This is a genomic window from Methylobacterium currus (genome assembly GCF_003058325.1).
GTDB classification, from domain to species: domain Bacteria; phylum Pseudomonadota; class Alphaproteobacteria; order Rhizobiales; family Beijerinckiaceae; genus Methylobacterium; species Methylobacterium currus.
Window position 1 is genome coordinate 1,473,876 of the sequence record NZ_CP028843.1, and the last position, 25,904, is coordinate 1,499,779.

General features: G+C 70.9%; 24 protein-coding genes and 1 pseudogene. 16 read left to right on the plus strand and 9 right to left on the minus strand.

What is annotated here, in order from left to right:
- Positions 1-458: 458 nt before the first annotated feature.
- From DA075_RS06770 to DA075_RS06790, 5 genes are all read left to right on the plus strand, one after another.
- Positions 459-1,475 carry an ABC transporter substrate-binding protein gene (locus tag DA075_RS06770; RefSeq protein WP_099952561.1) on the plus strand — a complete coding sequence of 339 codons (1,017 nt, stop codon included), beginning with the start codon at positions 459-461 and terminating at the stop codon, positions 1,473-1,475.
- A gap of 27 nt (positions 1,476-1,502) precedes the next feature.
- Positions 1,503-2,237, plus strand: a complete 735-nt coding sequence (locus tag DA075_RS06775) for an ABC transporter permease (RefSeq protein WP_099952562.1) — start codon at positions 1,503-1,505, stop codon at positions 2,235-2,237.
- Between the two features lie 43 nt (positions 2,238-2,280).
- Entirely contained in the window at positions 2,281-3,039 is a 759-nt protein-coding gene (locus DA075_RS06780; RefSeq protein ID WP_099956456.1) for an ATP-binding cassette domain-containing protein, read from the plus strand.
- 97 nt (positions 3,040-3,136) lie between these two features.
- Positions 3,137-4,366: an MFS transporter gene (locus DA075_RS06785; RefSeq protein ID WP_099952563.1), complete on the plus strand. Its 1,230-nt coding sequence runs from the start codon at positions 3,137-3,139 to the stop codon at positions 4,364-4,366.
- Positions 4,367-4,723: 357 nt separating this feature from the next.
- Positions 4,724-5,002 (plus strand): hypothetical protein, encoded by a 279-nt coding sequence (locus DA075_RS06790; RefSeq protein WP_099952564.1) that lies wholly within the window; start codon positions 4,724-4,726, stop codon positions 5,000-5,002.
- A gap of 264 nt (positions 5,003-5,266) precedes the next feature.
- Here DA075_RS06790 and DA075_RS06795 read toward each other — a convergent pair whose 3' ends face one another.
- Complete coding sequence (locus DA075_RS06795; protein ID WP_099956457.1) at positions 5,267-6,916, minus strand: MFS transporter; 1,650 nt, start codon at positions 6,914-6,916, stop codon at positions 5,267-5,269.
- 430 nt (positions 6,917-7,346) lie between these two features.
- Here DA075_RS06795 and DA075_RS06800 point away from each other — a divergent pair, with 430 nt between their 5' ends.
- From DA075_RS06800 to DA075_RS06825, 6 genes are all read left to right on the plus strand, one after another.
- Positions 7,347-7,925 (plus strand): DUF1349 domain-containing protein, encoded by a 579-nt coding sequence (locus DA075_RS06800; RefSeq protein WP_099952565.1) that lies wholly within the window; start codon positions 7,347-7,349, stop codon positions 7,923-7,925.
- Positions 7,926-8,085: 160 nt separating this feature from the next.
- On the plus strand, positions 8,086-8,562 hold the full coding sequence (locus tag DA075_RS06805; protein ID WP_099952566.1) for a hypothetical protein: 477 nt from the start codon (positions 8,086-8,088) through the stop codon (positions 8,560-8,562).
- A gap of 185 nt (positions 8,563-8,747) precedes the next feature.
- Positions 8,748-9,554, plus strand: a complete 807-nt coding sequence (locus tag DA075_RS06810; protein ID WP_232386119.1) for a sensor histidine kinase — start codon at positions 8,748-8,750, stop codon at positions 9,552-9,554.
- Positions 9,555-9,613: 59 nt separating this feature from the next.
- Positions 9,614-11,122 (plus strand): RAD55 family ATPase, encoded by a 1,509-nt coding sequence (locus DA075_RS06815; RefSeq protein WP_244936524.1) that lies wholly within the window; start codon positions 9,614-9,616, stop codon positions 11,120-11,122.
- A gap of 4 nt (positions 11,123-11,126) precedes the next feature.
- Positions 11,127-11,489 (plus strand): response regulator, encoded by a 363-nt coding sequence (locus DA075_RS06820; RefSeq protein ID WP_099952568.1) that lies wholly within the window; start codon positions 11,127-11,129, stop codon positions 11,487-11,489.
- A 51-nt stretch (positions 11,490-11,540) separates the two neighbouring features.
- Positions 11,541-12,485: a bifunctional helix-turn-helix transcriptional regulator/GNAT family N-acetyltransferase gene (locus tag DA075_RS06825; RefSeq protein ID WP_164712230.1), complete on the plus strand. Its 945-nt coding sequence runs from the start codon at positions 11,541-11,543 to the stop codon at positions 12,483-12,485.
- A 73-nt stretch (positions 12,486-12,558) separates the two neighbouring features.
- Here the strand turns inward: DA075_RS06825 and DA075_RS37395 are convergent, their stop codons facing one another.
- The gene (locus DA075_RS37395) at positions 12,559-13,848 is read right to left on the minus strand and encodes a L,D-transpeptidase family protein (RefSeq protein WP_244936525.1); all 1,290 of its coding nucleotides are present in this window, start codon (positions 13,846-13,848) and stop codon (positions 12,559-12,561) included.
- Between the two features lie 249 nt (positions 13,849-14,097).
- On the opposite strand from DA075_RS37395, the gene DA075_RS06835 reads away from it, so the two are divergent.
- From DA075_RS06835 to DA075_RS06845, 3 genes are all read left to right on the plus strand, one after another.
- Positions 14,098-14,409: a hypothetical protein gene (locus DA075_RS06835; protein ID WP_099952569.1), complete on the plus strand. Its 312-nt coding sequence runs from the start codon at positions 14,098-14,100 to the stop codon at positions 14,407-14,409.
- Between the two features lie 35 nt (positions 14,410-14,444).
- Positions 14,445-14,999: a spermidine N1-acetyltransferase gene (speG, locus tag DA075_RS06840; RefSeq protein ID WP_099952570.1), complete on the plus strand. Its 555-nt coding sequence runs from the start codon at positions 14,445-14,447 to the stop codon at positions 14,997-14,999.
- A 97-nt stretch (positions 15,000-15,096) separates the two neighbouring features.
- Entirely contained in the window at positions 15,097-15,336 is a 240-nt protein-coding gene (locus DA075_RS06845) for a hypothetical protein (RefSeq protein WP_099956460.1), read from the plus strand.
- Positions 15,337-15,345: 9 nt separating this feature from the next.
- Here the strand turns inward: DA075_RS06845 and DA075_RS06850 are convergent, their stop codons facing one another.
- The 4 genes from DA075_RS06850 to DA075_RS06865 form a co-directional block, all read right to left on the minus strand.
- Positions 15,346-15,951, minus strand: coding sequence for a hypothetical protein (locus DA075_RS06850; RefSeq protein ID WP_099952571.1), 606 nt, complete (start codon positions 15,949-15,951; stop codon positions 15,346-15,348).
- A gap of 15 nt (positions 15,952-15,966) precedes the next feature.
- Positions 15,967-16,185 (minus strand): hypothetical protein, encoded by a 219-nt coding sequence (locus DA075_RS06855; protein ID WP_099952572.1) that lies wholly within the window; start codon positions 16,183-16,185, stop codon positions 15,967-15,969.
- A 64-nt stretch (positions 16,186-16,249) separates the two neighbouring features.
- Positions 16,250-18,622 (minus strand): response regulator, encoded by a 2,373-nt coding sequence (locus tag DA075_RS06860; RefSeq protein WP_099952573.1) that lies wholly within the window; start codon positions 18,620-18,622, stop codon positions 16,250-16,252.
- A 239-nt stretch (positions 18,623-18,861) separates the two neighbouring features.
- Entirely contained in the window at positions 18,862-19,632 is a 771-nt protein-coding gene (locus tag DA075_RS06865) for an NAD kinase (protein WP_093565320.1), read from the minus strand.
- A gap of 115 nt (positions 19,633-19,747) precedes the next feature.
- Between DA075_RS06865 and cutA the strand changes: the two are divergent.
- Positions 19,748-19,987: pseudogene (cutA, locus tag DA075_RS06870) on the plus strand (divalent cation tolerance protein CutA); the annotation flags it as partial.
- A 99-nt stretch (positions 19,988-20,086) separates the two neighbouring features.
- On the opposite strand, the gene DA075_RS06875 reads toward cutA, so the two are convergent.
- On the minus strand, positions 20,087-21,055 hold the full coding sequence (locus DA075_RS06875) for an MBL fold metallo-hydrolase (protein WP_099952574.1): 969 nt from the start codon (positions 21,053-21,055) through the stop codon (positions 20,087-20,089).
- A gap of 146 nt (positions 21,056-21,201) precedes the next feature.
- Here DA075_RS06875 and ggt point away from each other — a divergent pair, with 146 nt between their 5' ends.
- Positions 21,202-22,938 (plus strand): gamma-glutamyltransferase, encoded by a 1,737-nt coding sequence (ggt, locus tag DA075_RS06880; protein WP_099952575.1) that lies wholly within the window; start codon positions 21,202-21,204, stop codon positions 22,936-22,938.
- A gap of 547 nt (positions 22,939-23,485) precedes the next feature.
- On the opposite strand, the gene DA075_RS06885 is transcribed toward ggt, so the two are convergent.
- Together DA075_RS06885 and DA075_RS35810 are read right to left on the minus strand one after the other, a co-directional pair.
- Positions 23,486-25,435, minus strand: a complete 1,950-nt coding sequence (locus DA075_RS06885; protein ID WP_164712231.1) for a PAN domain-containing protein — start codon at positions 25,433-25,435, stop codon at positions 23,486-23,488.
- A 267-nt stretch (positions 25,436-25,702) separates the two neighbouring features.
- A complete protein-coding gene (locus DA075_RS35810) occupies positions 25,703-25,888 on the minus strand; it encodes a hypothetical protein (RefSeq protein ID WP_123834180.1) in 186 nt (61 codons plus the stop codon).
- Positions 25,889-25,904: the final 16 nt, after the last annotated feature.

Sequence of the window (25,904 nt, forward strand, 5' to 3'; positions counted from 1 at the left end):
GGGTCCGGAATTGTCAAACCTCGTGACGGCGAGCGGTGTATCTTCCGCCGGCGCTGCATCTCCCACAACTTGCCAAGACGCCGTTGCGGACACGCGCAACGACATGAACCGGCAGAAGCCGGCCCTTTTGCACGACAGAGGCGACGACGATGTCCTCTCGCGTGCTCGGATCAGTGCGGCACCCCGGCCCACCCCGGTCGGCCATCGTCGAGATCGACGCGTCGACCCGCCCGATGACGCGCGGAAGGACGCCTCTGCGGGCGAGCGCTCCCGGCCGGGCGGCCCGACGATAGTACAAGTGACCGCGGCGGCGGGGCCGCCCAGGGTGCGGCCTCAGCCTCTCTGCGCGCCAGCGGTGGACGCCGCCGGCTCGGCCGCCTACCTCTCATGGGCGAAAAGGTGGGCGGACCGGCCGGGTGGAACGCCCGGCACAAGCGGGGCAACAGGGAGGAGCGGCCATGCTCTCACGGCGCGGATTGATGGCGGCGGCCGGGCTGTGGCCGATCGCGCAGCTCCGGGCCGCCGGAGCGCAGCCGGCTTCGACCCAGCCCGCCGCCCTGCAAAAGTCCCCCTTGAAGGTCGGGCTCCTGCCCTTCGGCACCGTCGCCTGGGAGGCGGCGGTCATCAAGGCGGAGGGGATCGACGCGGCGGAGGGCTTGAGCCTCGAAGGCGTGCGCCTCGCCGGCAGCGACGCCGCCCGCATCGCCTTCCAGGGCGGCCAGGTCGACACCATCGTGTCGGACCTGCTCTGGGCCGCCCGCCTGCGGGCGGAGGGGCGGGCGGTGAAGTTCCTGCCCTATTCCTCCACCGAGGGCGCCCTGATGGTGGCGGGCGACAGCCCCCTGCGCTCCGTCGCCGACCTCGCGGGCAAGCGCCTCGGGGTGGCGGGCGGCCCGCTCGACAAGAACTGGCTGCTCCTGCGCGCCCGGGCCCGCGAGAAGGACGGGCTCGACCTCGAACGCGCGGCGCAACCGGTCTTCGGCGCGCCGCCGCTCCTGATGCGCAAGCTCGAATCGGGCGAGCTCGACGCCGCGCTCCTGTACTGGACCTTCTGCGCGCGGCTCGAGGCGCGGGGCTTCCGCCGCCTGATCGGCGCCGACGGCATCGCGGCGGCGTTCGGGGTCGAGGGGCCGATCGCGCTCCTCGGCTACGTCTTCGACGAGGCCTTGCTTCAGCGCGCGCCGCAGACCGTCGCGGGTTTCGCCCGCGCCTCGTCCCGGGCCAAGCGCGCCCTGGCGGCCGGTGACGCGGCCTGGGCGCCCGTGCGCCCGCTGATGGCGGCGGAGGACGAGGCGACCTACGCCACGCTCAAGCGCGCCTTCCTGGAGGGCATCCCGCGCCGGCCGGCCTCCGCCGAGCGGACGGATGCCGAGCGCCTCTACGCGGTGCTGGCGCGGCTCGGCGGCGAGCGGCTGGTCGGGGCGGCCGCGACCCTGCCGGAGGGGCTGTACTGGGATGGCGGGCCGAATGGCTGAGCCGCCCCCGCGCGCACCGATCGCCTGATGGCCCTCTTCGCCCGCCTTCTCTCGGCCGCTTTGCTCCTCGCCGCCTGGTGGCTTCTGAGCCGCACCACCGACCCGCGCACCCTGCCGTCGCCGGAGGCGGTGGCGGCCTTCGTGGTGCGGGAGGCGGCCTCCGGCGACCTCCTGCGCAACATCGGCATCACCCTGTGGCGGGTCGCGGCCTCGTTCTGCCTCGCCATGGCGACCGGGGCGGTGCTCGGCATCGCGCTCGGCCGCTCGCGGGCCGCCGACCGGCTCCTCGACACGCCGCTCCTCGTGCTGCTCAACACCCCGGCGCTGGTCATCACCGTGCTGGCCTATATCTGGCTCGGCCTGACCGAGACCGCGGCGATCCTGGCGGTCGCCCTCAACAAGATGCCGAACGTCGCGGTGATCCTGCGCGAGGGCGCCCGCGGGCTCGACCCTGGCCTGGAGGAGATGGCGCAGGCCTTCCGGTACGACCGCCGCACCTGGATCCGCCACGTGCTCATGCCCCAGCTCGTGCCCTTCGCGGTGGCGGCGGCGCGGTCGGGGATCTCGCTCGCCTGGAAGATCGTGCTGGTGGTCGAGCTGCTCGGCCGCCCCAACGGCGTCGGCTACGCCATCTCGTACTATTTCCAGCTCTTCGACGTCGCGGCCCTGATCGGCTACAGCCTCGTGTTCAGCGCCGTGATGCTGGCGGTCGACGCCCTGCTGCTCCAGCCCCTCGACGCCCATGCCCGCCGCTGGCGATAAGATGCCCGTCGCTGGCGATAAGATGCCCGTCGCTGGCGATAAGATGTCCGCCGCCGGCGACGGGATGCCCGGCACCGACGCGATCCTCGCCCTGACGGTCCGCCGCAAGGTCTATCGCCCGGCCGGTGCCGAGCCGGTCGAGGCGGTGCGCGACCTTCACGTCTCGGTCCGGAGGGCCGAGACCCTGTGCCTGATCGGCCCGTCGGGGGCGGGCAAGACCACCACCCTGCGCATCCTGCTCGGCCTCGACCGCGACTTCGAGGGCGGCCTGACCACCCGCCCTAGCCTGCGCATCGGCATGGTGTTCCAGGAGCCACGGCTCCTGCCCTGGCGGACCGTCGAGGAGAACGTGCGCCTCTCCCTGCCGCGGGCGGAGCGCGGGCAGTCGCTCGACGCGCTGTTCGAGGAACTGGGCCTCGGCCCCTGGCGCGGGCGCTATCCCCGGGCGCTCTCGCTGGGCATGGCCCGCCGGGTCGCGCTCGCCCGGGCGCTCGCCCTGGCACCTGGCCTCCTCGTCCTCGACGAGCCCTTCGTCTCCCTCGACGACGCGGCGGCCTCCTCCTTGCGGGCGGCGGTGTTCGGCAGCGCGGCCTCCCGCGGTGCGGCGGTGCTGATGGTGACCCACAACGTGCCCGAGGCCCTGGCGGTGGCCGACCGGCTGCTGCTCCTCTCCGGCCGGCCGGCGAGCCTGGTGGCGGAGGTGCCGATCCGGACGGCGCGGGCGGAGCGTGGCCGGGACTGGGTGGAGGCGATGCGGCGGGATCTCGCGGCGCGCTACCCCGGGACGGTGGCGCAGGGGTGAGCCGGAGCGGGCGGGGGTTGCGCCGGGATCGCTCCTCGGATGCCGGCCCGCCTGCTACAGCCTCGATCCAAACCATAACCGATTCGAGGAAACGCCCGTGCCGACCCGCCCGCTGCCCGCCGACGGGCTCGATTCCGCCGCCGCCTGGCGCCGCCTCGTCGTCTCCGTGCTGCTGACCACCATCGGGGGCGTCGGCATGTGGTCGGTGGTGGTGGTGCTGCCCGCCGTGCAGGCGGAGTTCGGCGCCGCCCGCGGCGCCGCCGCCTTGCCCTACACCCTCACCATGGTCGGCTTCGCCTTCGGGGGCGTGCTGATGGGGCGGCTCGCCGACCGGTTCGGCATCCTGGCGCCGCTGGCGCTCGGCGGAATCTGCCTGTTCCTCGGCTACGGCGCCACCGCGCTCTCGACCAGCCTGTGGCAGTTCGCCCTGGCGCACGGGCTCCTGATCGGGCTGCTCGGCTCCTCCGCCGCCTTCGGGCCCTTGATGGCCGACATCTCGCTCTGGTTCGCGCGCCGGCGCGGCATCGCGGTCTCGGTCTGCGCCGCGGGCAACTACCTCGCCGGCACCCTGTGGCCGCCGCTGGTCCAGCACGCGGTGTCGACTTACGGCTGGCGCGCCACGCAGGCGGGCATCGGCCTGTTCTGCCTCGCCACCATGCTGCCCCTGGCGCTCCTGATGCGCCGGCGCCCGCCGGCCGCGGCCGTGGAGCGGGGCGGGGCCGCGGGGGCGGGCGGCACGCTCGGCCTGCCGCCGAGCGTGCTCCAGGGCCTGCTCGTGGTCGCGGGCCTCGCCTGCTGCGTCGCCATGTCGATGCCGCAGGTCCACATCGTCGCCTATTGCGGCGATCTCGGCTACGGCGTCGCCCGCGGCGCCGAGATGCTGTCCCTGATGCTCGGCTTCGGCATCGTCAGCCGGATCGCCTCGGGCTTCCTCGCCGACCGGATCGGCGGCCTGCCGACGCTCCTCGTCGGCTCGGTGCTCCAGGGCGTGGCGCTCCTCCTCTATCTCGCCTTCGACGGGCTGACCTCGCTCTACGTGATCTCGGCCCTGTTCGGCCTGTTCCAGGGCGGCATCGTGCCGGCCTACGCGATCATCGTGCGCGAGCTGTTTCCGGCGAGCGAGGCCGGGGGCCGGGTGGGGGTCGTCATCATGGCGACCCTGTTCGGCATGGCGCTCGGCGGCTGGCTCTCCGGCGTGATCTTCGATCTCACCGGCTCCTACGCGGCGGCCTTCGCCAACGGGGTCGGCTGGAACCTGCTCAACGTCGCCATCAGCCTGTGGCTGGTGCAGCGCCGGGCCGGGCAGGGGCGGGCACTGCCGGCCTGACGCAGGACCGAAGAGGCGAGACCGGGCCAGTCGAAGCCCAACGTACGGGGTCCGGATCATCTGCGCGACGCTGCGGCAGGAACCTGCCGGGATGCCGGGCGTTTCAAGTACCTCATAGTCCAGGCGGCACACGACACCAGTCGAAGGCCGCCTTGGTACCGCCGCTCTGGCAAGTCCGCACCGTGGTGCGAAATGTCACCGCGGCGTCGCACCCGCGTGTTTACCGTTTTCGCAACGGGCACGCTGGCGCGACGCAACTCTTCGGGCGCTCGCGACTTATCCATGGCAAGAGAGAGCGGTCCAGAGCCACTTCGCCGGACGTTGCCGCTCGGCATTCAACCGATGGGATCACCGATCATGCGTGCGCGTCCCTGCGCCCGACTGCCCCTGTTCGCCCGCTTGGCGGTCGTCTTGGCCGCCCTGGCCACGGCCGGCGCCCCGCTCTGTGCGAGCGCCGCCCCCGCGGTCGACAAGGCGCCGAAGGCCGGACCGGGCGCCACCCGCGACGTCGCCGCCACCGCGAGCGTCGCCGCCCCCGCCGCGGAGGCCGACGACGCCCAGTGCTCCACCTCCCGCAAGAAGCTCTTCGTCGACGGCGAGGGCTGGATCGTGCGGCGGGTGACGACCTGCCGGTGATCGTCCGGCATGGGTGAGGGTTGGGGCCCGTCTCGGTGAGGCGGGCCTTTCTCGTTCGGGGGACGGGGTCCGTTCGAGGAGAGTCCCTGGCCCGCCCCCGCGCCGGCATCGCGCGACGCTCTTGCCTCCCTCCGCGTCATCCCGGGTTCTCGCCTTCGGCGAGCTCCGGGACGACGTCGAGGATGGGAACAGCGTCGGCCCGGACAAGAAAGGGACGCCCGCGGCCTTCGCCGCGGGCGTCCCTCCGGTCAGACCATCCTCGGATCAGTGCGCGGTGTCCCGCTCGTCGAAGATGTCCCGGTCCTTGGTCTCGGGCACGAGGAGCAGGCCGAGCACGAAGGTCATCAGCGCGATGACGATCGGGTACCAGAGGCCGTAATAGATGTCGCCGGTCTGGGCCACCATCGCGAAGGCGGTGGCGGGGAGCAGGCCGCCGAACCAGCCGTTGCCGATATGGTAGGGCAGGGACATCGAGGTGTAGCGGATCCGGGTCGGGAACAGCTCGACCAGGGCCGCGGCGATCGGGCCGTAGACCATCGTGACGAAGAGCACGAGGACGAACAGGAGCCCGATCACCCCGGCGACCTGCGGCCGGAAGATGTCGAACGGGTTCGCCATCTTCACCACCTGGGCGTCGCCGGCCTTCGGGTAGCCCGCCGCCTGGAGGGCGGAGGCCGCCGCCTTATTGAACTCCGCCGCCGGCGCGCCCGCCGCGAACGGGACCTCGGTGCCGTTGATCCGCACCACCGTCGGCTGGCCGGCCGGCGCGGCCTCGGTGGCGTAGCGGACCGAGGACTTGGCGAGGAAGTCGCGGGCGAGGTCGCAGGGGGCCGAGAACACCCGCGTGCCGACGGGGTTGAACAGGCTGCCGCACTGGGCCGGATCGGCCACCACGGTCACCTTCACGTTCTCGATCGCCTTCTCGAGGGCGGGGTTCGCCAGGGTGGTGATCTGCTTGAACACCGGGAAGAAGCTGAGCGCCGCGATCAGGCAGCCGGCCAGGATGATCGGCTTGCGGCCGATCTTGTCCGAGAGCCAGCCGAACACCACGAAGAAGCCGGTGCCGAGCAGGAGCGCCCAGGCGATCAGCAGGTTGGCGGTGTAGCCGTCGACCTTCAGGATCGATTGCAGGAAGAACAGGGCGTAGAACTGGCCGGTATACCAGACCACGCCCTGGCCGGCGACGAGGCCGAGCAGCGCGATGAGGGCGATCTTGGCGTTGCGCCACTGGCCGAAGGCCTCGGTGAGAGGGGCCTTCGAGGTCTTGCCCTCCTCCTTCATGCGCTGGAAGGCCGGCGACTCGCTGAGCTGGAGGCGGATCCAGAGCGAGATGCCGAGCAGCAGCACCGAGACCAGGAACGGGATGCGCCAGCCCCACTCGGCGAAGGCGGCCTCGCCCGTGAAGGACCGCACCGCCAGGATCACCACCAGCGACAGGAACAGGCCGAGCGTCGCCGTGGTCTGGATCCAGCTGGTGTAGAAGCCGCGCCGGCCCTGCGGCGCGTGCTCGGCGACGTAGGTCGCCGCCCCGCCATACTCGCCGCCGAGCGCCAGGCCTTGCGCGAGGCGTAGGGCGATCAGGATGATCGGCGCCGCGATGCCGATCTGCGCGGCGTTGGGCAGGATGCCGACGATGAAGGTCGACAGGCCCATGATCAGGATGGTGACCAGGAAGGTGTATTTGCGCCCGACGAGGTCGCCGACGCGCCCGAACACCAGGGCGCCGAACGGCCGCACCAGGAAGCCCGCCGCGAAGGCGAGCAGCGCGAAGATGTCCCGGGTCGCCGGCGGGTAGGACGAGAAGAACTGCGCGCCGATGATGCCGGCGAGCGAGCCGTAGAGGTAGAAGTCGTACCACTCGAACACGGTGCCGAGGGAGGAGGCCAGGATGACCTTCTTCTCCTCCCGCGTCATCGGGCGCGCGGCATCGCCGGCTTGCCCGAGGGCGGCTGAGCTTGCCATGGGGTTATGTCCTCCTTGGGGAGCGTTTCCTTGAGGGACGGCACGCGTCGCCCGCGCGAATCTTCGCCGCGTCGGAGGCCGCGTTGGGTGTGAACCGGGTGTCGGGCGGCGCCTTCCGCCGAGCGGGGGATTGAGACCGCCCGCTCGCACGTGTCCGCCGCTGACACCAATCGTTAAGCCAGCCGTGCCGCGCGGCCCATCCGACAATTCGTCGTGAGACTTAGGTCGTGAGACTTCCGTCGGGGGTTCGGGAGCCGCGCTCTCGGCCCGACGGCACGACGGACGGTCGAGGGTGAGAAGCGGGCATTGCCAAACGGCCCGGAAGGCCGATCCTGCCTGACGCGCGAACGCACACATTGCATCGGCGAGACAAGGCGAGACGATGGGCTTTCAAGGCGGAACCTGGGTCAACGAGCCAGCCAACTGGCAGATGACGGGCGACGGTCTTCACGTCGTCACGGACAAGGCCACGGATTTCTGGCGGGAAACCCATTACGGCTTCACCCGAGACACGGGCCATTTCTTCGCCGTGACGACCACCGGCGATTTTACGGCGCAGGTGCGGGTTCGCGCACAGTATCGGGAGCTGTACGACCAGGCCGGATTGATGGTGCGGGTCTCGCCGCGCGCATGGGTCAAGGCGGGGATCGAACTGTCTGACGGCATCCCGATGATCAGCAGCGTGCTGACGATCGACCGATCCGACTGGGCGACGGCGCCGTATGGTCACGACGCGGGGGATTTCTGGCTGCGGGCGACCGTTGCGGCAGGCGTGCTGCGGTTGCAGGTATCCTCCGACGGGACGCGTTGGCCGCTGATGCGGCTCTGTCCGTTTCCCAAGGCATCCTCGTACAGCGTCGGCCCGATGTGCTGTACGCCGGAGCGGGCCGGCCTGAGCGTCGACTTCTCCGATTTCACGATCGGCGCCCCCCTGGGCAAGGCGCTGCACGACCTCTCGTGACGGATCCCGAGGCTGCCTGACAAAGTGCGCGGCGTGCCGCGGTCGAGCCGCCTCTTCCCGTGCTCCGCACTCTGCCACGGCTGGCGCGGCTCCCCGACGGGAACGAGGATGGCACCCCGGCATTGAGCCCTGCGAGTGCCGGGAGCCGGGAAGACACACCATGCGTCGCGACCTGATCGTCCTCACCCTCGCCGCCACCCTGGTCGGCGCCGGCGCCGAGGCGCAGCCGCTGCGGGGCTACGGAACCCCGGGGCAGGGCGGGCGTCCCCATGTCTCGGCCGTGCAGGGCGGCCGCGCCGCGATCTACGACGTCCGCGGGCGGCACGGCCGGGGCGGGGGGGTCCACGGCCGCCGGTTCGCCGCCTATGGCGGCACCACCTTCGCCGCCCCCCTCGGCCTCTACGGCGCGGGCCCGGGCGGGGTGCTGGAGCCGGGCCTCGTCGCCGAGCCCTACGTCACGCTGCCGCGCCCGAGCGAGCTCGTCCCCTCCGCCTGGGGCGAGGGCACCTACGGCATCCCGACCGTCTCCGGCATCCCACCGCAGCCCAAGGCCGATCCGGTGCTCTACGTCATCAATGGCGGCGCACGCTCGGTCGGCGGCGCCCGGGTGATCCCGGTGCAGGCGCCGCGGCGATAAGGACGCGCCGCGGCGGTAGAACGCAGGAACCGTCGCGGCCCGACCCGGCAAGCGCGGCCATGGGCGCTCGCCTGCCGGGTTGCTATTTGTTATGCCATCCGGGTGATGCCGACCTCGCCCCCCGCGCCGCCGCCGAGCCGGACGGCCGCTCGCCGAATTGCGGCCTGCCTGTGGCGGCCGCGCGCGTGAGCGGGCCGGTCACGAGCGGGTCGACGGGCCCCCGCGCCGACGACATCCCGGCATCGGCCGAGGCCGCCGAGGAGACGGCCGCCTTGCGCCGCGAGGTCGCCGCCTTGCGCCGGGCGCTTGCCGAGCGCGACGCGTTCCTGGCCGGCGTCGCGCATGAATTGCGCAACCCGATGACCCCGATCCTCGGCCAGGTCGAGCGCCTGCTCGGCACCGCCGCGCGCGAGGCGCCGGAGGGCCGGGTGGCGCAGGGGCTGGTGCAGCTGCGCTGGCTCGTCGAGCGCTACGTCCGCCGGGCGACGACCCTCCTCGACGTCTCCCGGGCCCAGACCGGGCAGCTCGCGCTGCTCGCCGCCCCGGTGCCCCTCGCCGAGGTGGTGGAGGAGGTGGTGGCGTCCTTGAGCCCGATGGCGGCCCATGCCGGCAGCACGATCGCGGTCGCGGTGCCGGACGACCTGGTGCTCTCCTGCGAGCGCCTCGCCCTCGACCAGATCCTCGACAACCTCGTCACCAACGCGATCAAGTACGGCGACGGCGGCGCGATCACGGTCGCGGCCGTCCGGGAGGGCGGCGTGGCGAGGATCCGGGTGAGCGACCGCGGCATCGGCATCGCGGAGGCCGACCAGGCCCGCATCTTCGAGCGCTTCGAGCGGGCGGTGGGCGATCCGCGCGTGGCGCCGACCGGCTTCGGGGTCGGCCTGTGGCTGGTGCGCCGTCTCGCCGAGGCGATGGGCGGCGGCGTCGCGCTCGACAGTCGCCCTGGCGAAGGCGCGACCTTCACGGTAACGCTCCCCCTCCACGGATAGGCGATCGCAGCGCCCGAGCGCACGGCGAGAGACACGGAATGACGGGGGCGGAACCCAGCATGGGACAGGCCGGTGCCTACGGAGAGCTGGAGCGGGTTCCGACGGGAATCGCCGGCCTCGACGACATCCTGGGCGGCGGGCTGTTTCGCGGCGGCGTCTACATCGTCCAGGGCACGCCGGGATCGGGCAAGACCATCTTCGGCAACCATGCCTGCTACACGCATGCCGGGTCCTCTGCCGGGTCCTCTGCGGGATCCTCGCCGGAGCACCGGGCGCTCTACGTCACGCTGCTGGCCGAGAGCCATTCCCGGATGCTCGGCCACATCGCGCCGCTCGGCTTCTTCCAGGCCGGCCTGATCCCCGACCGGATCACTTACTTGAGCGCCTTCCGCACCCTGCAGGACGAGGGGCTCGCCGGCCTCCTGACCCTGCTGCGCCGGGAGATGGCCGCCCGCGAGGCGAGCCTGCTCGTCCTCGACGGCCTGGTGGCGGCGGAGGAGACCGCCGCCTCGGCCCTCGAGTTCAAGACCTTCATCCACGAATTGCAGACCCAGGCCGCGGCGACCGGCGCCACCGCGCTCCTCCTCACCAGCGCCTCGGCCGGGGCCGACCTGGTGGCGGCCGAGCACACGATGGTCGACGGCCTCATCGTCCTGTCGAGCCGGCTCACCGGATGGCGGGCCGAGCGCGAACTGGAGGTGCGCAAGTTCCGCGGCAGCGGCTTCCTGCGCGGGCGCCACGCCTTCCGCATCACCGATGACGGGATCCGGGTGTTTCCGCGCATCGAGGCGCGCCTGCGGCTGCCGAGCCGGCGCGACCACGTCGAGGGCCCGGCCCTGACCACCGGGTCGCCCGCCCTCGACGCGATGCTGGGCGGCGGCCTGCCGCACCACTCCACCACCCTGATCGGCGGTCCCTCCGGCATCGGCAAGACGACGCTCGGCCTGCAGTTCCTCGGCGCCGACCCGGAGGCGCCGGGCCTGCTCTGCGGCTTCTACGAGAGCGAGGCGGCGCTTCTCGCCAAGGCCCGGGCGCTCGACCTGCCAGCGGCCGACCTGATCGCGGACGGCCGGGTCGCGGTGCTGTGGCAGCCCGCCACCGAGGGGCTGATCGACGAGATCTGCACCGATCTGCTGGGGACGATCCGGAACCGGCGGGTCCGGCGCGTGTTCATCGACGGTCTGGACGCGATGTGCCGGATCGCAGGGGATCAGGACCGGATCGTCCGCATCTTCGCCGCCCTGACGGCCGAGCTGAGGGCGCTGGGCGTGACGGCGATGTACACCCGGGAGACCGACCTGCGCGGCACCTTCCTCGACGCCCCCTCGGGTGAGCCCTCCCTGCGGCAGACCTCCAGCGTCGCCGAGAACGTGGTGCTGATGCGCTCCTGCGCCCTGCGCTCCGGCATCCACCGCCTGATCGCCGTCGCCAAGGCCCGGGACGCCCGGATCGACTCCCGGCTGCGCGTCTTCGACATCCGCCCTGGCGGCCTGGCGATCGACGACGGCCCCGAGCGGGCCGAATCGATCCTGGCCGACCGCGACGCGGCGGGACGCGGCGGGGAATAAGCAGGTGGCGACGGTGCTCATCGTGGACGACGAGTTCGGCATCGCCGAGTTGCTGGACGCCGTCCTCTCCGACGACGGCCACAATGTGGTCACCGCCGCCAACGGGCGGCAGGGCCTCGCCCGCGTCGCGGCGACCCGGCCCGACCTGATCTTCCTCGACTTCATGATGCCGGTGATGGACGGGCCGGCGATGCTGGCCGCCCTCGGGGTCGATCCGGAGACAAGCGGGATCCCGGTCGTGCTGATGAGCTCGATGCCGGAGGACACCGTGCGGGAGCGCGCCGCCGGTCACGCCGCCTTCCTGCGCAAGCCGTTCCGGATCCGGCAGGTGCACGACCTCGTGGCAGCGCTCCTCGCCAATAGTTGACTGAGTCAATTAATTCGACGATCCTGCTCCCCGTGGATGGGAGGCGGGCTGATGATGCAGGCGGACGAGGTCGATGCCGCGATGGTCGCGGCGGTGCGGGCCTTCGGCCGGTTCTACACCCGGCAGATCGGCCTCCTGGAGGAGGGGCTGCACCGCAGCGCCTTCTCGCTCACCGAGGCGCGGGTGCTCTACGAGCTCGCCCATCGCGATCGCCTGACCGCCTCGATCCTCGGGCAGGATCTCGGCCTCGATGCCGGCTATCTCAGCCGCCTGCTCAAGCGCTTCGAGGACCAGGGGCTCCTCAGCCGGCAGACGGCCGCAGGCGACGGGCGACGCCAGGTCCTGGCCCTGACGCCGGAGGGGCAGGCCGCCTTCGCGCCGCTCGATGCGGCGTCGCGGGCCGAGGTCGGGGCGCTGCTGGCGCGCCTCTCGGCCGCCGACCGGGCCGCCCTCGTCGGCGCGATGGCGCGGGTGCGCCACCTGCTCGGGGATCCGTCGGAAGGGCCGCCGGCAGAGGCGGATACGGTCCTGCGCGACCTGAAGCCCGGCGATCTCGGCTGGATCACCCACCGCCAGGGCGTGCTCTACGCCACCGAATACGGCTTCGACCTCACCTTCGAGGCCCTGGTGGCCGAGATCCTGGCCGGGTTCGTGCGCGACTTCGACCCAGGCCGGGCCGGGGCCTGGATCGCCGAGCAGGGGGGCGAGATATTGGGCAGCGTCTTCCTGGCGCCGGCCTCCGAGACGGTCGGGAAGCTGCGCCTGCTCTATGTCGAGCCCTCCGCCCGGGGCCAGGGCCTCGGCCGGCGCCTCACCGCGGCCTGCGTCGAGGGCGCCCGCGCGCGCGGCTACCGGCAGCTGACGCTCTGGACCAACGACGTCCTGGGCGCCGCCCGGCGGATCTACGCCGAGGCGGGCTTCCGCCTGGTCGAAGCGGCGCCGCACCGCTCCTTCGGGCAGGACCTGGTGGGGGAGACCTGGATTCTGGACCTGTGAGGGGCGGGATCGCCTCCCGGACCATCCCAGCCGCGCCCCCATCCCGAGGCCGGGCGGATCGTGACCCGCTGCCTCAGGGCAGCGCCGCGAACCGCGCCGTCAGGAACCGGGGCCTCGCCGGCTCGGGGGAGGCCGCGAGGGTGAGGCGGGAGGGCTCCTCCGCCAGGCGCAGGCGCGAGAACGGCGACGGCTCGGTCTCGATCAGCGGCAGCTTCACGACGGCCGCCGCGACCTGGATCGGGTGGATCGGGGCTGGCGGGCGCCGGCGGGCCGGGACCACCACCACCTCGCGCCCGGCCATCGCCAGGGCCTCGGGCCGGCTGACCTCGCCGAGGCCGGCCGGCACGATGAAGGCCGCGAAGGGGCTCGCCGCCGGGGTGCCCTCCGTCGCGTAGGCGGTGGCGCTCGCCACGGTCGCCGTGCCACCGGTGACGGCGGCTGCGCCGCCCAGGCCGCCGGTGACGGCGGCTGCGCCGCCTGCGGCGGCCCCGAAGGCCGAGGCGCGCTTCAGCATCGCGGTGAAGCTCGGATGCTGGCCGCCATCGGCGTAGGTGGTGCGCACCGCCTCTACGCCGCCCTCGACCAGGGCCTGGATGCGGGCCTCCTCCTCGCCGCGCCGTGCCACCGCCAGGGCCTCGATGGCCGGGTCGGGATAGGGGGCGAAGACGTAGCGCCCGCCCTCGACGCCGACCAGCGGCTCGCGCCCGGTCGCCTCGAACCGGTCCGAGCCCTCCTTGAGCTGGCGCCAGAAGGCGATGTGCCGGTCGGTGCGGTGGCGCGCCAGGGCGCGGGCGGTCATCCGGAACGGGAAGGCCTGGAACTGGAACGCCGCCTGCCCGCCGGCGAGCGCGTCGCGCACCAGCGCGTAGATCTCGCCGACCTGCCGGTCGGTCATCGCGAAGCAGCCGGCGGACGAGCAGGTGCCGTGCACCATCAGGGCCGAGCCGGTGCCGCCATGGGCCCGGTCATAGGCGTTGGGATAGCCGACGTCGAAGGAGAGGTAATAGGCCGAGTTCGGGTTCAGCTGGCGCGTGGCGACCGAGTAGAACCCCTCCGGCACCTGCCGGTCGCCGGCCCGGGCCTTGGGGCCGAGCTGGCCCGACCAGCGGCAGATCGGGAAGGTCTTGAGATGGACGTAGCGGCCATCCGCGGCCTGCTTCCACACCTCGATCTCGGATTCCTGCTTGTAGGCCCGCAGCAGCACCGGCGCCGAGGGCGCCATGGTGCGCGCCGCCATCAGGGCGAGCGTCGCGGGCGGGACCGGGGCGAGGTGCTTGGGCGCCGCCTGGACGGGGAGAGCGCCCGCGAACAGGACCGCCGCGACGGCCGTCACGCACAGGATCGTCCGTCCCCGCAAGGCCATGTCCCGCCGCTCCATCCTCGCCCGCGCCAGGGCCTGCCACCGCCAGGGCCTGCCACCGCAATGTGGCGGTTTTCGCACGCGAGCCTGCCACGACCGACTGTCCGGATCGCGACCGTCGCGGGATTTCCAAGGGTCGAGGGCCTCCCCGGACGAGCGGCATTCTCAAGGTTTCGTTAATCTCTTGTTCGCTCCCGGCGCGCAGCATCGGCCGTCACGCCCCACCCGGGGCCCCGGATGACGGAGGCTGCCATGCCCGAGACCGGACGACCCTGGCTGCGGCTGGTGGAGGAGGGCGCGCCGGAGGACGCGGACGGGCCGCTTCCGGGAGAGGCCGGACGGCGCCGCCTCGCCGCCCTGCGGGGCCAGCTGCGCAACCAGCTCGCGGCCCTGCGGGAGAACCCCGTCTCGGCCGCGGCGCGGGCGACGCCGGAGAGCGCCGAGGCGGCCGCCGCCCTCGACCGGCTGGTCGTCGAGGTCACGCGCCTGGCGGAAGGCTGGGACCGCCTCGCCGCCGCCATCGCCGCCCTGTCGGCGGGTGACGGGGCGCCGCCGGAGGAGTAGGGTCAGGGCCTCCCGCCGGCACCTTTCGAACGACCATGGGCCCGACCATCAAGCTGCGACCGCTGGAACGCGAGGACCTGCTCTTCGTGCACCAGCTCAACAACAACGACAGCATCATGCGCTACTGGTTCGAGGAGGCCTACGAGTCCTTCGCCGAGCTGGCGCAGCTCTACGAGCGCAACATCCACAACCAGACCGAGCGGCGCTTCATCATCGCCACCCCGGAGAACGAGCGCGCCGGCCTGGTCGAGCTGGTGGAGATCAACCACCTGCACCGCTCCTGCGAGTTCCAGATCGCGATCCACCCGTCCTTCCAGGGCCGCGGCTACGCCCTGCGGGCGACCCAGATCGCGATGGACTACGCCTTCAAGGTGCTCAACATCCACAAGCTCTATCTGCACGTCGACAAGGACAACCGGCGCGCCATCGGCATCTACGAGGCCTGCGGCTTCGAGACCGAGGGCATCTTGCGCGACGAGTTCTTCGTCAACGGCAAGTACCGCGACGCGGTGCGGATGTGCATGTTCCAGCCGGCCTACCTCGCCCGGCGCGGCGGCGGCGACGTCAGCGAGCCGGTGCTGAAGACCTGACGATGGCGACCGCTCGCCGAATTGCGACGCGCGGCCTCTGGCGCGCGCCGGCCCGGCTCCCCTATTGAGGGGGCCGACCGGAGCCCCCAGACCCTTGCTGCGCGAAACCTACCACATCGAGATCATCGGCCCCGAGGACGCGCCGGTCCAGCGCGCCTCGATCCGCACCGCGGGCCTCGACGCCGCCCGCGAGCGGGCGCTTCGCCTCTTCCGCCGCGCCCGGGTGCCGCAGCGCTCGGGGCCGGCGGCCGAGGCGGTGCGCATCGTCGATGGTGCCGGCACCGAGGTGTTTCGCTGGAGCGTGTGGGACGAGGGGACCGGGCGCGGGCGGGGTTAGGGCGCGCCGTCAGGTCGCGATGGCCTCGGCCGCGATCCGGGCGAAATCGCCGAAGGTCAGCTCGTCGGGGTCGAGCCTGCGCGCCGCGCAGATGACCGGGAGGCGCGCCTCGAACGCCGCGTATTCGGCCGCGATCGCCCGGCCACCGGGAACCCGCGGATCGTCGCTCTGCGTTCGCAGCCAGGTCGCGACTTTCAGGATCAGCGTCGGCACGTCCCCGGCATGGGAATGGATGTCCTGACCGGCGATGTCCGAGATGAAGCGCTGGAACCGGTAGGGCTCCCGATCGAGCACGATGCAGCACTTCCGCTTGTCATGCCGGCCGCCGAAGCGCTGCGCACCGAGGAACAGCCCGAGTTCGAGCGGCATGTTGAACCGCGGCAGCGGAGGATCGCCGCCCGCCTCGGTGCACGAGATGTCGTGGATGCCGTAGGGGCACTGCTTGATGATCTGGCAGATCTTGGCGAGCCGGTTGTCGGCGGCGTTGTCGGTTTCCAGGGCGCAGCGGGCCCGGAAGCCCGAGCGGGTCACCGTGAAGACGATCGCGTGGAAGAAAGGTCGGTAGGCCGCGTCGAACGGGCAGTTGATGAAGACGTCACGCGGTTCGAGCGGCATTCACGCCTTCCGCCGTCACGCCTTCTTCGGAGACGACGGCGCACGGGCCTGCGCCGTCGCCTCGCGCGCCTCCCGGTCGGCCTCCTCGCGCTTCAGCCTGGCGATGATCCTGCGGATCTCGCCGGCCTTGAAATGCGTCGGCGCGACCTTCGGCGTCAGGATCACGACCCCGTCCGAGGTCGTCCCCAGGCTCCGGTACGGACGAGGGCCCGCGCGCTTCGCAATCTTCGCCATGGGGACGATCTTGCCGCGCGCCGCGCCGAAATCAAGGCGTGACCTTGAGGAAACCGGGGGGATCTCATCCTCCCTCCGGCCCCGTCCGCGCCGCCAGTTCGTCGATCAGCCCCTGCAGCGAGGCCGGCACCGCGTCCGGCACCCGATCGGCGTACATGTTGCGCAGCAGGCGGCCGATCTCGCTCAGGGACACGCTGCCCTTGACGATCACCCGCTCGGTGTCGCGGCCGAGGCGCTCCTTCTCGGCCGGGGTGATGTCCTTGGCGGTCAGCACCACCACCGGCACGTCGGCGACGTCGGGCCGGGCGCGAAGCTTCGTCAGGAAGGCGAAGCCGTCCATCACCGGCATCATCAGGTCGAGGAGGATCAGGGAGGGCCGGCCCTCGTCGAGGCGCGCGAGGCCGGCGGCGCCGTTCTCCGCCTCGCGCACGGTCCAGCCGTCCCGGGACAGGCTGCGGCGCAGGCGCTCGCGGGCATCCGCGTCGTCGTCGACGAGCAGCACCGTGCCGGGGGAATCGGCCGGGCGGTAACGCTCCATCAGCCCCTTGAGGTGGTCCCAGTCGATCGGCTTGACCAGGTAGTCGGTGGCGCCGAGCGCCCGGCCGAGGCCCTGCTCGTTGACCACCGAGGTGATGATCACCGGGGTCGCCGACAGATCCGGGTCGCTGCGGATGGCGTGCAGCACCGACCAGCCGTCCATCCGGGGCATCTCGACGTCGAGGAGGATCGCCCGGGGCCTGAGCGCCCGGGCGAGCGCGAGGCCCGCCTTGCCGTCGCTCGCCGTGCGGACGCGGAATCCCTCGCGCTCGAGGAAGCGGGAGAGGAGCTCCCGGGCCGCCGGGTCGTCGTCGACGAGGAGCACGGTGTCGTGGCGCGCGGCCTCCTGCTTCGCCTCGGCGAGCGCCCGCACCTCCTCCGGGGTCGGCTCGTCGTCCTGGGCCGTCAGCACCGCCGGCAGGCGGAGGGTGAAGGTCGCGCCCTCGCCGTAGGTCGAGGTCACCGTGATGTCGCCGCCCATGCGCCGGCAGAAGGCGCGGGTGATGGCGAGGCCCAGGCCCGTGCCGCCGAATTGCCGGGTGGTCGATTCGTCGGCCTGGGCGAAGCGCTCGAACAGCCGGCCGATCTGCTCCTGGGTGAGCCCGATGCCGGTGTCCGTGACCGCGAAGGTCAGCCAGTCGGTCCCCTGTTCCTCGTCGCGCCGGGCCGAGAGGGTGATGGTGCCGCCTTCCGTGAACTTCGCCGCGTTGCCGAGCAGGTTGACCAGGCACTGGCGCACCTTGCCCTGGTCCTGGCGCATGGCGCCGATCTCGTCCGGGATGTCGAGGACCAGGCGGTTGCGCTTCTTGCCCACCAGCGACTCGGTCGCCGCCACCACGTCGGCGACCATGTCGCGGACGGAAAAGTCCTCCGCCGCCACGTTCATCCGGCCGGCCTCGATCTTCGAGATGTCGAGGACGTCGTTGATGAGGCCCAGCAGGTGCCGCGCCGAGGCCTCGATCTTGCGCAGGTCCGGCAGCAATTCGGCCTGGCCCAGATCCTCCAGCTCCTCGGCCAGCATCTCCGAATAGCCGATCACCGCGGAGAGCGGCGTGCGCAGCTCGTGGCTCATATTGGCGATGAACTGGCTCTTGGCGCGGTTGGCGGCCTCGGCGGCGTGGCGGGCGCGGTCGATCTCGGCCTCGGCCTCCTTGCGGTCGGTGATGTCGACATGCATGCCGACCCATTCGCGCACGGCCCCGTCCTCGGCGATGACGGGGGCGGCGCGCACCTCCATGTGGCGCCAGGCGCCGTCGCGCCGGCGCAGGCGGTACTCGATCTCGAAGGGCGTGCGCGCCTCGACGGCGCGGGACCAGGCATCGGCGGCCTTGGCCCGGTCGTCGGGATGCACCGCCTCGACCCAGCCCCAGCCCTGGCATTCCTCGTCGCTCTGGCCCGTATAGGCGGTCCAGCGCCACTGCCCGAGCGACAGCTCGCCGTTGGTATCCGCCGACCAGATGATCGCCGCGGCGCTGTCGACGAGGGCGCGGAAGCGGTCCTGGGCGTGGCGCAGGCGCTCCTCGGTGGCGCGCCTGCGGGTGATGTCGGTGTTGGTGCCGTACCAGCGCACGATTCGCCCGGAGGCATCGCGAAAGGGCTGGGCCCGGGACAGGAACCAGCGGAAGACCCCGTCGGCGCCCTTCAGCGGGAAGGTGTCCTCCCACGGCTCGCCGGTCGCGAAGGCGCGGCGGAAGCGCGCCTCGACCCGCTCGAGGTGGTCGGGGTGGTGGACGGCGCGCCAGCCCCAGCCCCGCATCGTCTCGATCGTGGTGCCGGTGTAGTCGTACCAGCGCTGATTGTACCAGACGATATGGCCGTCGGCCTCGGCGATCCAGGCGAGCTGCGGCAGCGACTCGGCGAGGTTGCGGTAATCGTCCTCCCGCAGGGCGCCCCCGCTCATCGGGGCAAGCCCTGCCAGGAGGTCGGCGCCCGGCAGGAGACCGGCGCCCCGTATGGGAGCGGGGCCCGGAACCGGGGCGGGGGCAGGCGGTCGGGCATCCGGGCGCTCCGTCACGGGGCGTCACGGCCGGCCCCGGCGACGGATCTATGCGAGGATGCGCCGGCTTCCAGTGCGCCGCCTTGCCGTAGGGTCCTGTGCAGGATCTTGAGGATCCTGTGCAGGATCTTGCCGCGCGGGGCTCATCCGAACTGCTCGCGCAGGATGCGCTCGTCCATGCCCTGGCCGGGATCGTGCAGCATCACGAGGTCGGTCGAGCGGTCGAGCTGGGTCTCGACCCGGGCGACGCGGCGGAATTCGGTGTGGTCGGCCACCGCCGCCACGGGTCTGTATTCCGGGTCCTTCACCTCGATGCGGATGCGGACGTGGTTGGGCAGGAGCACGCTGCCCTGGCGCCGCGGCCGGAAGGCCGAGATCGGGGTGAGCGCGATGAGCTGGGACGAGATCGGCAGGATCGGGCCGCCGACCGACAGATTGTAGGCGGTCGAGCCCACCGGCGTGGCCGCCAGCACCCCGTCGGCGATCAGCTCCGGCAGGCGCACCTGGCCGTCGATCGAGATCTTCAGCTTGGCGGTCTGGTGGGTCTGGCGCAGCATGTAGACTTCGTTGACCGCCCGCGCCGTGTGGGTGAGCCCGCCGACATCGGTGGCGATCATCAGGAGCGGGTGGACGATGCTGCGCTGGGCCACCTCCAGCCGCTCGATCAGGTCGTCGAGGTGGAACTCGTTCATCAGGAAGCCGACGGTGCCGCGGTTCATGCCGTAGATCGGCTTGCCCGTGCCCATGAAGCGGTGCAGCGCCTGGAGCATCAGCCCGTCGCCCCCGAGGCCCACCACCACGTCCGCCTCCTCGGGCGGCACGTGGTCGTAGCGCTGCATCAGGAGCTCGGCCGCCTCGCGGGCGTCGGGCGTCGGGCTCGCGATGAAGGCGATCTGGTTGAAGCGCCGCGCCATGTGGGGTGTCCCGACCGCCGAGAAAGGTCCTGCCGCTTGACGGCCCGGGGGCCCGCGCATCCCCGGACGCGCGAGACCGCCGGGCCGTCCCCGGCCCCGTCGGGAGAGGCATAGCATGGAGCGTCCGCTTCTCGTCTACACCCCCTTCCCGGACGCCGACGCGGCGCTCGCGGTCGGCGAGGCCCCGGCGCGTGCGCCTCGCCGCCTGCCTCGACGTGCTGCCCGGGATGCGCTCGGTCCATGCCCGGAAGGGCGCCGTCGAGCGCGGCGAGGAGGTGGCCGCGCTTATCAAGTCCGCGCCGCCCTGGCCGAGCCGATGGTGGCGGCGCCGAAAGCCCGTCACCCCGACGAGACGCGGTGATCCCGACCCTGCCGGCGGAGGCCGGGCGACCCTGGCCCGGCTCGTCGCCGAGACCCGGGGAATGCCGGGCCCGTGAGCGCTGAGGGTGAGCGCTCAGGCGAGGTCCAGCCCCCATTGCAGCGGCACGAACTCGTAAGCAGAGCCGGAGCGGGCGATATGCCCGGCGGCCGGGAAGGGGGCGTGGTAGAAGGCCACCGGCAGGCGCTCGTCGGCGATCAGCGCCAGCATCCGGTGGCGGGTGGCGCGGGCCTGATCGGCATCCATGTCGAACAGAGCCGACCAGTCGGGATGGCGCACGAACAGGGCCGGGTGGTTGGTGATGTCGGAGGCGATCAGGAGACGGCGCCCGGCGGATTCGAGCCGGAACGAGGTGTGGCCCGGGGTGTGGCCCGGCGTGCCGAGCGCGGTCAGGCCAGGCAGCACCTCCTTGTCCCAGGCATAGCGCTCGACCTTGAGGCCGCTGCCGAACGTCTTCTGCACGGCCCCGAGAGTGGCCTTCAGGGCCTCGGGCGGATTCGCCATGCGGCCGTCATCCATCCAGAAGCGCCACTCGGCCTCCGGCACCAGGACCTGGGCGTTCGGGAAGGTGGCGGTGCCGTCCTTGCGCTTGAGGCCGAGGATGTGGTCGGGGTGGAAGTGGCTGATCACCACCACGTCGACCGCGCCCGGATCGATCCCGGCGAGCGCCAGCCCGCGCAACGTCCCGCCGGTGCCGGGCGGTCCCTGGTCGGCGAAGCCCGCATCGACCAGCACCCGCTTGCCCCCGAGGGTGAGGAGGAGCGGCGTGAAGGTGATTGGCAGGGTCTCGGTCGGCAGGAAGGCTTGGCCTAAGGCCGCCTGCACCTCGGGGAGGGGTGCGTTGCGCACGAAGCCCGCATCGAGCGGGCGCTTCACCCCGCCCTCGTGCAGGGCCGTCACCGTCGCCTCGCCGATGCCGTAGCGGTAGACCCCCGGCAGGTCGCCGGCGGGCGCCGCCCCGCCGCCGGCGAGGCCGGGCGCGCTGGCGAGGAGCGGGCCGGCGAGGACGCCTCCGGCCATGAGGGTGCGGCGGTTCATCGACATGGAAGGCCTCCCGGTGCGTGTGCCCTGCGCAGCTAGAGCGCGGTCCGCGGACGGGGATGGGTCTCACACGGATAAGTCGCCCGCGATAGGGCGGCGCGCCGCCGTCGTGTACCGTGGCGGCGAATCGCGAACAGGGCAGGACGCTCATGGGCCACAGGATCGCCTCGGTCGGCATCGGACTTCTCACCGCATTCCTGGTCGTGTCCGTCCCGCGGGAGGCCGCTCTCGCCGCCTCGCGGGCGCCGGTCGCCGCCGAGCACGGCATGGTGGTCACGGCACAGCATCTGGCGACCCGGGTCGGCGTCGACGTGCTGAAGCGGGGCGGCAACGCCGTCGATGCGGCGGTGGCGGTAGGCTACGCCCTGGCGGTGGTCTATCCGGCCGCCGGCAACCTCGGCGGCGGCGGCTTCATGACGATCCAGCGCGCCGACGGCAGCCGCACCTTCCTGGATTTCCGCGAGAAGGCGCCCCTCGCCGCCAGCCGCGACATGTTCCTCGGCAAGGACGGCAACGTCGTCAAAGGCCTGAGCACGAAGAGCTTCCTGGCGGTCGGGGTGCCCGGCACCGTGGCGGGCCTCGAGGACGCGCTGGCGAAGTTCGGCACGCGGCCACGGGCCGAGCTGATCGCCCCGGCGATCGCGCTGGCGGAGGAGGGCTTCACCCTCGACCAGGGCGACGTCGACATGCTGGGAACCGCCACCGAGGATTTCGGCAAGGATCCGGCCTCGGCCAGGATCTTCCTGAACCAGGGGCAGCCCTACCGGGTGGGCGACCGGCTCGTCCAGAAGGACCTCGCCGGGACGCTGCGGGCGGTCAGTGAGCGGGGGAAGGACGGGTTCTACAAGGGCGCGGTCGCCGACGCGCTGACGGCGTCGAGCCGCCGGCATGAGGGCCTCATCGTCCAGGCCGATCTCGACCGCTACGCCACCCGCGAGCTGCCGCCGGTCGAGTGCGACTATCGCGGCTACCGGGTGATCTCGGCCCCGCCGCCCAGCTCCGGCGGGGTGGTGATCTGCGAGATGCTGAACATCCTCGAGGGTTACGACCTCGCCACGCTCGGCTGGGGCTCGGCCCAGGCGGTCCATTACGAGATCGAGGCGATGCGCCACGCCTATCTCGACCGCAACAGCTACCTGGGCGATCCGGCCTTCGTGACGAACCCGGTCGAGCGGCTGACCGACAAGGCCTATGCCGCGCAGGTCCGGGCGGCGATCGACCCGCGGAAGGCCGGCATCTCCGCCGAGCTCAGGCCGGGCTCAGCCCCGCACGAGGGCAGCAACACGACCCATTACTCGATCGTCGATTCTGAGGGTAATGCCGTCTCGGTGACCTACACCCTCAACGACTGGTTCGGCGTGCGGATCACCGCCGAGGGGACGGGCGTGCTCCTCAACAACGAGATGGACGACTTCACCGCCAAGGTCGGCGTGCCGAACATCTACGGCCTGCTCCAGGGCGAGGCCAACGCCGTCGCGCCCGGCAAGACGCCCCTGAGCTCGATGAGCCCGACCATCGTCACCAAGGACGGCAAGCCCGTCCTCGTGACGGGCACGCCCGGCGGCAGCCGGATCATCACGGTGGTGCTGCACAGCATCCTCAACGTGATCGATTACGGCATGACCGTTCAGGAGGCCGCCGACGCGCCGCGCCTCCACCACCAGTGGATGCCCGACGTGACCAATGTCGAGCGCTTCGCCCTCTCGCCGGACACCCGCCGGATCCTCGAAGGCATGGGCCACAAGCTCGGCCCGGCCCAGCCGGCCAACCACCTCGCGGCGATCCTGATCGGCGCGCCGACGCTGGGCGGCCAGCCGGTGGGGGCGTTCCGGTACTACGGCGCCAACGATCCGCGGCGGAATACCGGGAGCGCGCAGGGGTATTGAGCGGGGCGGTGAGGCGCCGCGCCGCGGGCTTGCCGGGCCGCAGGATTGGTCCGGATGGGCCTCGGAGGCCGATCGGTGGGACGTTCCGGCCCCGACAGGCCACCATCGCCGGCGTGGCCCGTGCCTCCGAGGATACCGGAACGGCCGCGACCCAGGTGCTCGCGTCGAGTTCCGCGCTGGCGCGCCAGTCCGAGCGCCTGAACCGCGGAGGTGAGCCGCTTCCTCGGCACGGTGCGGGCCGCCTGAGGAGGGGATCGACACGGCGCCCGACAAAGCCGGCTCACGCGTGCCGCACGGGCTGCCGGATCGTCGTAAGCCTCGCCCGTTCCGGGACCGGAACGGGCCTGCACGCCTGCAGCGAAGCGGAGGAAGACCCGGCATCCTGCACGACAATCCGCGACGCGTCCTTGATGTCTGTCACGAGGCCGGGAGCGCGCAGGGCTATCGGGCGGAGAGCGCGGCGGGGAGCTGGGCTCTCCCCGCGGCGCGGGCCAGTCGACGACCATGCATGCCTCGACATGGGCAGCGGACCGTCTCTCGGCGATCCTCAATGTCCCGACGTGCAGCAGGCACTGGCGACCGGGGCGGGCACGTTGCTCTTGAGCCAGCAGCGGGCCTGCGGCCCCTGGACGCCGGGCCGCACATACGTCCACGCCTTGCATTGCGCCTCGCCGTTGCAGGCGCTCAGGCAGAGATTCGCGTCGGCCTGTGCGAGGACGACGTTGCGATAATCCAGGCCGGGGCGATCCGTGCTGTATTCCAGGCCTTTGACGCCTGACGTGCAGCACGAGCTGGCCATGGCGGCGGGCACCTTGTTCTTGAGCCAGCAGCGCGCCTTGGGTCCCTGGACGCCGGGCCGCACATACGTCCACGCCTTGCATTGCGCCTCGCCGTTGCAGGCATTCGAGCACAGGTTCGCATCGGCCTGCGCCAGGTCGAAGCTGCGGTAATCCAGGCCGGGACGATCCAGGCTGTATTCCATGTTCTTGGCTCCGGACGTGCAGCACGAATTGGCCACGGCCGGCGGCACGTTGCTCTTGAGCCAGCAGCGGGCCTGCGGGCCCTGGACGCCGGGCCGCACATACGTCCACGCCTTGCATTGCGCCTCGCCGTCACAGGCATTCAAGCAGAGGCCCGGATCGGCCTGCGCCAGGCTGAAATTCCGGTAATCCAGGCCAGGACGATCGATGTTCTCCTCCGGATACCCTGCGTTGCGGAATGCCGCGACGGTGGCGGCAGTCGCATTCAGCACCCTGGCATTGTTGTTGGATGCCGTACTGCCCATCGCGATGCCGTTATACTGCACGTCGGGATTGGACCAGTACTGGAGCCGCGGACAGCCGCCGGAGCAGGCATAGGCCATGATCGTCCGCCAGGCCGGCGTGGGCGAGAGATGCTGGAGGCCGTGCCCATACGCGAAAGGCGTGTTCGTCGAGTCGGTGGCCGGATCGTGCCGGGCGCCCTGCAGGTGACCGAGCTCATGCGCGAAGGAGTAGTACCCAGTCGCGCAATCGTAATGAACGATGGCGAATGCCGTCGCTTCTGTTGCCATGATCGCGTCGGCGAGCCCGCAATAATCGCTTTGGTTGACGATCATGATCGACATATCGGCCTTTGAGGTATTTCTTCTATTTTTTATGGTCGCATTGGAAGCAAAATCTGCCAGTATCGTATCGAAGCTTTTCCCGGCTTCAGAATAGGCAAGCTCGAGAGAATCGACGACGTTAAGCCTGATGTTGATGCGGCTGTTGATGTATGACTGATTGGCTTCGGCCACCGCCAACTGGATGGTGGTGTTGATATCCGAGACGGCCCCCCGTGCGGAGGCCGTGTAGGCAACCAGGATGTCGATCCTGGTCCGAGCGTCGCCGGCCGGCGAGTCCTGGGCAACGGTGGGAGCCTGGATATCGCCACGTCGCTCCTTCTGCTGAAAACTTGGCGGATGCTCGGGCGGGAAGCGTTTTTCGTCGACTTTGATCAGTGCGTGCACCCCGTTGCCGACCGGCTCTATCCGGTAGAGCGTGCCTTGATCTTGTATGGATCCAGTTATGTTGTCGCCGTGGACGATCAGCGTCGCTTGACCGGGCACTCCGCTCAACGTTCCGTACCAGGTAAAATCGCCCGGACTCCTGGTTTCTTCATTGCGTTTGTCGATCTTGAAGGAGGCGGCGTTGGGGACGGACACCTGCAGGCTGTCGTTGCGCAGTGCATTGATGTCGACACGCACGAGATCGAGCGATTGGGTGGTGGCACGCTGTCGAAGCTTCTCGATCGCCTGCTGTTGAGCGGGCGTTGCATCCTGCAGCTGGTTCGCGGGAAGCGGCGAAAACAGCTCCTGGGCATGCGCGACGAAACTTCCCATGAAGAAGAGGCACAATGCGAGCACCGCAGGATGCGGCCAATCGGCGAACCGGAAGCGACGTCGTCGCGACGGCCAATCGATCATCGCCAGTGCTGCGAGACGCGCGTACGGTGAAGAAGCGTGATGATGTTTCATCTCAGCATCCTCCTCGTTGTCATCAGAGATGTGCTTCGCATCGCGGCGTGCGAGATCGTAATCAATATGTGCATTTTGTCGGTAATTTTCGAATTTATTGCTTTTACATAAACTATACATATTTGTAAATTTGACTGGTATGATTGTATTTCCTCATAAAAAAATCAAATGTAAGTTCCGTTTCGCGATTTTATCACATTATATTTATCATAAATAGCGCAATATTTACAAGATTGATAATAGAATTCAATAAAACCCTTTCGTCCGTCATGCCGATGATGCCGTTGTTTCGGCCAGCGACCCGGACAGGCGCAAACATTTCATGTAATCGCGCCAGGCGTGTGTCTTCATAATGATCAATTCCATGATCATTAGCAATAGGGACGTGACGTTTTCGCCATCACCGCCAAAATGGCAGAGAAGAGATGCCGCCGCCTCGAGGGGCAGCGGCACGCTCCGAACCGCGTCT